An 8583-nucleotide genomic window follows, 5' to 3' on the forward strand; every position below is an offset into this window, starting at 1 on the left:
CGTACTTGGCGTACATCTCGTGCACGTGCTGGCACAGGTCCTTGAGGCCCATGCGCTCGTAGCGCTTGTGCTGCTGGCAGAACTCGGGAAGGATTCGCCACATGGGTTGGTTCTTCTCGTAGTCGTCCTTGAACTGCTGCAGCGCGGTGAGCAGCGTGTTCCAACGGCCCTTGGTGATGCCGATGGTGAACATGATGAAGAAGCTGTACAGGCCGGTCTTCTCCACCACCACGCCGTGCTCGGCGAGGTACTTGGTCACGATGCTGGCGGGGATACCGGTTTTGTCGAACTTGCCGTCCAGATTGAGGCCGGGCGTGACGATGGTGGACTTGATCGGGTCCAGCATGTTGAAGCCGTCGGCCAATTGGCCAAAACCGTGCCACTTGCTGCCGTTCTTCTTGCCCTTGCCGTCGCTGCGGATGATCCAGTCCTCGGCGCGGCCCAGGCCTTCGTCCACAAGCTTGTCAGGCCCCCAGACCTTGAACCACCAGTCGTTCTTGCCGAAATCGTCCTCCACCTGGCGCATGGCGCGGCGGAAGTCCAGCGCTTCAAGCAGGCTTTCCTCCACCAGCGCGGTGCCACCGGGCGGCTCCATCATCGCGGCAGCCACATCGCAGCTGGCGATGATGCTGTACTGCGGGCTGGTGCTGGTGTGCATCAGGTAAGCCTCGTTGAAGAGGTGGCGGTCCAGCTTGGTGGTCTGCGAGTCCTGCACCAGCACATGGCTGGCCTGGCTGATGCCAGCCAAGAGCTTGTGGATGGACTGCGTGGCATAGGTCACCGAATACTTGGGGCGCGTGCGCTTCTTGCCCATGGCGTGGTAGCTGCCATAGAACGGATGGAAGGCCGCGTGGGGCAGCCAGGCCTCGTCAAAGTGCAGGTTGTCCACGTAGCCATCAAGCATGCCTTTGATGGTTTCGGTGTTGTACAGCACGCCGTCGTAGGTACTCTGCGTGAGCGTGAGCACGCGCGGCTTGACCTTTTTAGCATCCACGCCCTTGAGCAGCGGGTTGGCCTTGATCTTGGCCTGGATGGCGGCAGGCTCGAACTCGCTTTGCGGGATGGGGCCGATGATGCCGAAGTGGTTGCGCGTGGGCTTCATGAACACGGGGATGGCCCCGGTCATGATGATGCTGTGCAGAATGGACTTGTGGCAGTTGCGGTCCACCACCACCACGTCGCCGGGGGCCACCGTGTGGTGCCACACCATCTTGTTGGACGTGGACGTGCCGTTGGTCACAAAAAAGCAGTGGTCGGCGTTGAAGATGCGCGCGGCGTTGCGCTCGCTCTCGCCGATGGCGCCGTTGTGGTCCAGCAGTTGGCCGAGCTCTTCCACCGCGTTGCACACGTCGGCGCGCAGCATATTCTCGCCGTAGAACTGGTGGTACATCTGGCCTACGGGGCTCTTCAAAAAGGCAACGCCACCCGAGTGGCCGGGGCAGTGCCAGCTGTACGAGCCGTCTTCAGCGTAGTCGAGCAGCGCCTTGAAGAACGGCGGCTGCACGCTCTCCAGGTAGCTCTTGGCCTCGCGGATGATGTGGCGCGCCACGAATTCGGGGGTGTCCTCGAACATGTGGATGAAGCCGTGCAGCTCGCGCAGGATGTCGTTAGGCAGGTGGCGGCTGGTCTTGGTCTCACCGTGCACATAAATGGGCACCTCGGTGTTCTTGCGGCGCACCTCGCCAATGAAGTTGCGCAGGCTCAGAACAATGGGGTCAAGCCCATCCCCGCCCGTGAACTCTTCATCGTCGATGGACAAAATGAACGCGCTGGCGCGGCTTTGCTGCTGCGCAAACTGCGACAGGTCACCATAGCTGGTGACCCCAACCACCTCGAAGCCCTCGGCCTCAATGGCCTGTGCCAGGGCGCGGATACCCAGGCCCGAGGTGTTCTCGGAACGATAGTCTTCATCGATGATGATGATGGGAAAGCGAAACTTCATGCGCAGCCTCCGTGCAGCCGTGCCCTGCCCGGCAAAAAAACGAAATAGGCGCGAAGTGTAAGGAATATCGATGAACCGCCTTTGAACTGCCACCCTTTTGACCCAGAATGTGGTGCACTAAACACAATCAATCCAAGGAGGTTCAGCATGGAGGCATCCACCATCTGGTGGCTGGCAGCAGGGGCCGTGGTCGTCACAGAGCTGCTCACTGGCACGTTCTACCTGCTCATGGTGGCCTTGGGGCTGGTGGCAGCCGCCGTCGCAGCCCATCTGGGCCTTTCAATCACCCCCCAGATAGTCATAGCTGCCTTGGTGGGCGGTGGGGCCGTGGTGGCCTGCTACATCCTGAAGAAGAAGCACCCCGGTGATCCCTCTGCACGTGCTGACCGCAGCGTGAACATGGACGTAGGCGAAACCGTCCTGATCGAGAACTGGAACTCCGACGGCACCACCACGGTGAAATACCGCGGCGCCCAATGGACGGCCATCCACCGCCCCGGAGTCACACCATCGACCGGTATGCACCGCGTGTCGGAACTGGTGGGCAGTCGCCTTCTGGTCGATCCGGTTTAACACCTTGTTGACATTTAAATAGACAGACAGACAACCAAAGAGAGGCCTACTTGCCATGGAAATCGCCATCATTCTTCTGATCATCGCCGTGATCTTCATCGCGCGCTCGGTCAAGGTCGTCCCCCAGCAAAACGCCTGGGTCAAAGAGCGCCTGGGCAAATACGCTGGCACCCTCACCCCCGGCCTGAACTTTCTGATCCCCTTTGTCGACAAGGTGGCCTACAAACACAGCCTCAAAGAAATCCCGCTCGACGTGCCCAGCCAGGTCTGCATCACGCGCGACAACACCCAGCTGCAGGTGGATGGCATTCTGTACTTCCAGGTCACCGATCCCATGCGCGCGAGCTACGGATCCAGCAACTACATCATGGCCGTCACGCAGCTCGCGCAGACCTCGTTGCGTTCGGTCATCGGCAAGCTGGAGCTGGACAAGACCTTTGAAGAGCGCGACATCATCAACGCCCAGGTTGTACAGGCCATTGACGAGGCCGCGCTGAACTGGGGCGTGAAGGTGCTGCGCTACGAGATCAAGGACCTCACGCCACCGAAAGAAATCCTGCACGCGATGCAGGCCCAGATCACTGCCGAGCGCGAAAAGCGTGCGCTGATCGCTGCATCGGAAGGCCGCCGCCAGGAGCAGATCAACATCGCCACGGGTGAGCGCGAGGCTTTCATTGCCCGCTCCGAAGGTGAAAAGCAGGCCGTCATCAACAAGGCCCAGGGCGAGGCCGAGTCCATCAAGGCCGTGGCAGAAGCCAATGCCCAGGCCATCGAACGCGTGGCCGCCGCCATCCGCCAGCCCGGCGGCGAGCAGGCTGTGCAGCTCAAGGTGGCCGAAAAGGCCGTCGAAGCCTACAGCCAGGTCGCCACCGACGCGACCACCACCCTCATCGTGCCCAGCAACATGACCGAAGTGTCGGCGCTGATCGGCTCGGCAATGAAGATGGTGCAGACATCACAGAAGGCAGGCTGACGGCGGTGAAGGAGTGGGCTCGCACTGTGCTGGCTCGCTCGCTTACGCCATTGTTGTGCCCTTGCGCCATGGTGTTGACGCCCAGGCTACAGCATGGCGCCCACGTGGGTGCATGAGGCCAGCTCTCGCACCAGCCGCCCCAACTCTACGGGCATGCCGAGTTCTGGGCGGATCGACGACAGCATGCGCTCCACGGTGTCCGCATCCACCGCTTTGCTGAAGTACCAGCCCTGAAAATAAACGCACCCCATTTCCATGGCGCATTGCAGGTCGGCCTCGTACTCCACGCCTTCGCACACCATGCGCATCGACGATATCTCGGCAAACCCGGCGATCAGCCTCAACACGCCGCGCGCCTGGTCGTCGATCGATACCTCGTGGACAAAGCGCCTGTCCACCTTCAGATAGTCCAGATGCAGGGACAGGAGGGAGCCCAGGTTGGAGCGCCCCACCCCGAAGTCATCCATTGCAACGCGCACGCCTGAAGCGATCAATTGCTCGCAGGTGACTCGCAGCTCCTCGATGGACTCGGACTCGCCATCCTCCAGAACCTCCACCACCAGCAAGTTGGGCGCGACCCCATGGTTCCCCAGCACTTGCAAGATGTCCGCTGCCGTGGCCTGCAACTTCAAGGTGCACCGCGAAAAATTGACCGATACAGGCACCAGATCCAGCCCTTTATCGCGCCAGCGCACCAGGTCACTGCACACGGCGCCAAGGATAGAAAAGTCGAGCGATCGCAGCAGCCCCGCATGGCCTGCCAGTTCCAAAAAGCTGCTCGGCCCCACAATGCCCAGTTTCTCGTGTCGATAGCGCGCCAGGGCCTCGAAGCCCGCGATCGAGCCCTTGTGCACGTCAATCTGCGGCTGATAAACCGGGAACACCCGGTTCTGCGCCAGGTCTTGCGGAAAGCTGCGCTGAAAATCACCCCAGAGCTTGGCCTGCTCATCCAGGTGGTTCTGGTAGATATAGACCATACGGGTTTCAATCGGTACAGCGGCGGCGGCGGCCACCTCGGCCTGGTCCAGCAGCGCGCTCACACCCACCAGATCACCCACCGAAGCACTCACGCCCACGACAGACGCCATGTGGATCGAGGCTTGCTCCATCTCCACAGGGGCCGACAAAATAGCCTCCAGCGCCCCCAGGCGCGCAGCCACTTCGTTCGTATCGTTCAGCAGCGCAAATCCAATGTGGTTGCCCTCCAGGTGTGCCAGCAGACAATCTGGCCCTATCCATGCGCGCAGCCGTTGCGCCAGCAACAGGAGCAACCGGTCCGCGACCTCAACACCATAAGCGCTGCGCACCAAAGCAAAGTTGCGCAAAGCAATGTAGCCCACGGCCAGCGGCACGTTGCCAGCGCCGCCTCGGGCCTCGGCCAGCTTGTCCACGGCGCGGCGAACCCGCTCAATGAACGCCCTGCGCGACGGCAGTTGGGAGACGGGGTTTTGGTGCCGCAGCTCCAATAAATGGGCTGCCTGCGCCGACAGCACCAGCAACATATCGCGCTCGTCCTCGCTGAGGGCACGCGGCTTGAGCCCCATCACCCACAAGGTGCCCAGCGCATAGCCGCTGGGGCCTCTCAGCACGGCGGCCGCATACATGCGCACTTGCGGCGCATTGACCACCAGCGCGTTTTGCGCGAACCGTGGGTCCACGCGGGTGTCGCTCACATGGAACAGGTCCGCATCCGAGTCAACGGCATAGGCGCAGAAGGCGCCCTCACGCGCCAGGCAATCCGCCTCAACGCCCACGCGCGCCTTGATCCACACGTACTCATCATCCACCAGGCTGACGCCCGCAATCGGGCACTTCAAAGCACGCGCCACCATGGCCACCAGCCGCGTGAGAATCGGATCGGGGTCGTCGCGCGTGGGCCCATAGCCCGCCAGGTCAGCCAGGCGCAGAGCCTCGGCAGAGGGCATGCGCAACGCGGTATCGTTCAGCAAGAGCCGTGGAGATGGAAAACCCATGAAAACACCTCTTGATGAAAGGAAACGCAGCACTCTTGCACCATGAGCCCGCGACTCCACACGCCGTATCGACGATTCGTGCTCTCATTGAAATACGGATGTATCAAAATGTCAATTCGCAATAAAATTGATAGCACAAAATCGCCACATATCAGGCGGCAGTGGGCAATTTTGTCCAACTATTGAAGGCAGCATTCAACCGGCATCACGGCTCCCATCTCGATCTCGATCTCGGACCGAACCTTCACACGCATCCACACGTTCACCAGCGACACCATCCACTGCGTCATTGGCAATGCTTCCTCGAAAGCTTTGCCCATGCCTGATACGGCCAGCCTCACAAAGGCCAAAACAGCGGAAGCACCGAAATTGACGCACGGCGCAATGGCTCAACGCCCCCTCTTTTTTTGGACCATCCCCGGCGTGATGCGCAACCCGCACCGCCACCTCAGATAGCATTGCCAACGAACGCCCTCCCCGCGCCCCCAACGACATCCTCCACTGTTCGAATCCATGGTTGCCACCGTTATCGTCGGCATGCTCTGCGCGCATCTGCTTTGCTTTGGCGTGATGTTTCTGCTGATCAGCGCTCGGCTGCATGGCAAAAAACTGGGCATGGATGTGTTCGCCATCGGCAACCTCCTGCTGGGTGTGGCCTATGTGTTGCAACTGCTGGGGGGCCCTCCGGGATGGAGCGCGATGAGCGTGCTCAACCACACGATGACCCTCTGCGCGCCCGCTGTTTACGGGATAGGCGCCATGCGGTTCTTCGGGCGTCCTACGCCACTGTGGCGTCCGCTGCTCACACTGGCCATTGCATACACCGCCGTGCAGGTGCTGGTGCAATGGACGCTGGGGCCCGTGGCCCGCTATGCCATGCTGTCCGCAGCCTCTTCACTGCTCTTTTTGGCCATGGTGGTCACCGTGGTCTATGGCACGCGCACCTTTGCCAAGGACCTGCAGGTCGAGATGGTGCTGTTCGCCGTCTTGATCGGCGGCATCTGTGTGCTGAACGCCGCAAAGTTCGTGAGCATCCTCTCCGGGGGACTGGATGCACTCAACATGGGCACCCGCTTTCAGGTGGCGTTCTATATCTACATGTCTTTTCTGGCGACGGTGCTGGCGCCCTCCATCATCTGGCTGGTGCTGCGCCGCCTCACGGATGACCTGCGCGCCATGGCGGCGCACGACCCACTCACGCGGCTGCTCAATCGACGCGGCCTGATCGACGGACTGGATGCGCATTTTCGATCACGAACCGCTGGGCCCGCACACCTGTTGATCGTGGACATCGACCATTTCAAACGCGTCAATGACACCCATGGCCACAAGGCAGGCGACACCGTGCTGTGCCATGTGGCCGACGTGATCCAGAACACGGCCCGCCAGGGCGACCTGGTATGCCGCGTGGGAGGAGAGGAATTCATCACCATCTGCCTGGACACGGACGGTGCGGGCGCCATGCGCCTGGCGGAACGCACGCGCGCAGCGATCGGGCGCAGCGAGGTTACTATCACCGGCTTGCACCAGCCAATCCAATGCACCGTGACCATTGGGGTGTCTCATGCCTTCACCAATGCACAAGAATTCGACCGCGCCATGCAGCAGGCCGATGCTGCCCTTTATCGCGGCAAGACCACAGGGCGCAACCGGGTCGAGCCAAGTGAAGGTGCCGACCAACAGCCAGTTGCCATCAGCGATCTCTCTGGCTGACTTCTGACCATGGCGATGAAACAAGCGCCACCGGGGCGCCTTGAGAACGGATATTTTTGCCATGCCCACGCACATCAGCGCCAACGCCCTCCATCCTATGGCTATAATCGAGGGCTTCGGAGAGGTGGATGAGCGGTTTAAGTCGCACGCCTGGAAAGCGTGTGTGGGCTAATCCCCACCGCGGGTTCGAATCCCGCCCTCTCCGCCAGTCGTTCCAAGGGTTAGCAGGTACTCATCTGCTAACCCTTTTTCGTTGCGGCTCCTCTGAAAACGAGGCCCGCAGCAGAGGTAGCACCCCGGCAAACCGTGTACTCTTGCCGTGTGAACCAAGCTACCGTGACCCGATTCCCCGGCGTACTGCGCCGCCCCGATTCCGTCATCTACCAATTCGACCTTCGTGCCCCCAAAGACCTCCTCACCCACTTCCCCGGTGGTTGGGCTACCCGTGTCTCGCTCAAGACTTCTGACCTCAGGGAGGCCAATGCCAAAGCAAAGGCACTGCATGCCGAGTGGGATGCCCGTTTTGAGGCCCTGCGCACAGGCAAGCCGCGCCCGATAGATATGCCTGATTTACGGCGCCGTCTGTTTGGGCAATGGGAGCGCGCCGTCGCACGCCTTGATGACACATACAGCCGCGTCCCCGGCCAAGAACGCGAAACGCGGGCGCATGGCTTGCAATGCCAGATTGACGAACTGCGGCAATGCCTAGCCAAGGGCGTTTTACCCGAGTGGTTGGAAGACGGCGCGAAGAAGTACGGGGACGCCACAGCACCGGAAATCGTGACCGAGTATGGGGGCCATCAACTAATGCTCTGGGAGGTCATGCACGAGGCCCTGACCAACGAGCGCCGCACCTTCCCGCTGCGCGTGCAATACACACAGGAGCGCCGCGATTTGATGGGCCTGAGTGCAGCACCCGCACCGCACGCGCTTCCCCATCCGCAGGCACCACAACAACCCGCCACGCCCGCCAATGGCAAAAAGATCAGCGATGCCTACGACGCATGGGTCACCATCAGGCAGGCACCGGGACGGACGCAGCAGACCTACAAGCGCCATGCCAATCAGTTCGTCGCCTTGATGGGCGATCTGCCTCTAGATTCCGTGAGCCGCACCATAGGCATCGAGTTCCGCGACAAGCTGCAAGCTTGGGCAGTCGAGAAAAAGAAGACGGCAACCACTGCGGACAACATCCTCGTAAGCCTCCGCGCCCTGTTAAACGTGGCGCGAGACAAAGGATGGCTGACCAGCAACCCATTGGAGCGCCTAAGCATCAAGAAAGGCGGAAAGGAGTCCGAAGGGCGGGAGCCTTGGACACGGGAAGAACTGAGCCTGATCTTCAGCGACCCGCTATTGTGGTGTCTCAGAAGTAAGCATCAAATAATGGAGCTGGCAGCGCGAGCGACAGA

6 protein-coding genes and 1 tRNA gene are annotated in these 8583 nt (G+C 61.1%); 5 read left to right on the plus strand and 2 right to left on the minus strand.

Features of this window, described 5'->3' with window-relative positions; all coding sequences use genetic code 11:
• The coding region (locus Q0105_RS16565) for an Orn/Lys/Arg decarboxylase N-terminal domain-containing protein (RefSeq protein WP_298213238.1) at positions 1 to 1942 on the minus strand (1942 nt) is incomplete at its 3' end.
• 147 nt (positions 1943 to 2089) lie between these two features.
• On the opposite strand from Q0105_RS16565, the gene Q0105_RS16570 reads away from it, so the two are divergent.
• Positions 2090 to 2515 (plus strand): NfeD family protein, encoded by a 426-nt coding sequence (locus Q0105_RS16570; protein ID WP_298213239.1) that lies wholly within the window; start codon positions 2090 to 2092, stop codon positions 2513 to 2515.
• A 55-nt stretch (positions 2516 to 2570) separates the two neighbouring features.
• A complete protein-coding gene (locus tag Q0105_RS16575; RefSeq protein WP_298213240.1) occupies positions 2571 to 3488 on the plus strand; it encodes a stomatin-like protein in 918 nt (305 codons plus the stop codon).
• A gap of 86 nt (positions 3489 to 3574) precedes the next feature.
• Here the strand turns inward: Q0105_RS16575 and Q0105_RS16580 are convergent, their stop codons facing one another.
• On the minus strand, positions 3575 to 5461 hold the full coding sequence (locus Q0105_RS16580; protein ID WP_298213241.1) for an EAL domain-containing protein: 1887 nt from the start codon (positions 5459 to 5461) through the stop codon (positions 3575 to 3577).
• Between the two features lie 513 nt (positions 5462 to 5974).
• Between Q0105_RS16580 and Q0105_RS16585 the strand changes: the two genes are divergently transcribed.
• The 3 genes from Q0105_RS16585 to Q0105_RS16595 all read left to right on the plus strand — a co-directional run.
• On the plus strand, positions 5975 to 7174 hold the full coding sequence (locus Q0105_RS16585; protein ID WP_298213242.1) for a GGDEF domain-containing protein: 1200 nt from the start codon (positions 5975 to 5977) through the stop codon (positions 7172 to 7174).
• A gap of 118 nt (positions 7175 to 7292) precedes the next feature.
• Positions 7293 to 7382: transfer RNA gene (locus tag Q0105_RS16590), tRNA-Ser, on the plus strand.
• Positions 7383 to 7495: 113 nt separating this feature from the next.
• Positions 7496 to 8583, plus strand: a 1088-nt coding sequence (locus tag Q0105_RS16595) for a DUF6538 domain-containing protein (RefSeq protein WP_298213243.1), incomplete at its 3' end; no start/stop codon positions are given.

The sequence above is a fragment of the Acidovorax sp. genome, assembly GCF_027492855.1.
In the GTDB taxonomy this organism is placed as follows: Bacteria; Pseudomonadota; Gammaproteobacteria; order Burkholderiales; family Burkholderiaceae_C; genus Acidovorax.

Coding starts and splice junctions, on each gene's coding strand:
- Q0105_RS16570 (WP_298213239.1), top strand. CDS start 2,090: ATGGAGGCATCCACCATCTGGTGGCTGGCAGCAGGGGCCGTGGTCGTC.
- Q0105_RS16575 (WP_298213240.1), top strand. CDS start 2,571: ATGGAAATCGCCATCATTCTTCTGATCATCGCCGTGATCTTCATCGCG.
- Q0105_RS16580 (WP_298213241.1), bottom strand. CDS start 5,461: ATGGGTTTTCCATCTCCACGGCTCTTGCTGAACGATACCGCGTTGCGC.
- Q0105_RS16585 (WP_298213242.1), top strand. CDS start 5,975: ATGGTTGCCACCGTTATCGTCGGCATGCTCTGCGCGCATCTGCTTTGC.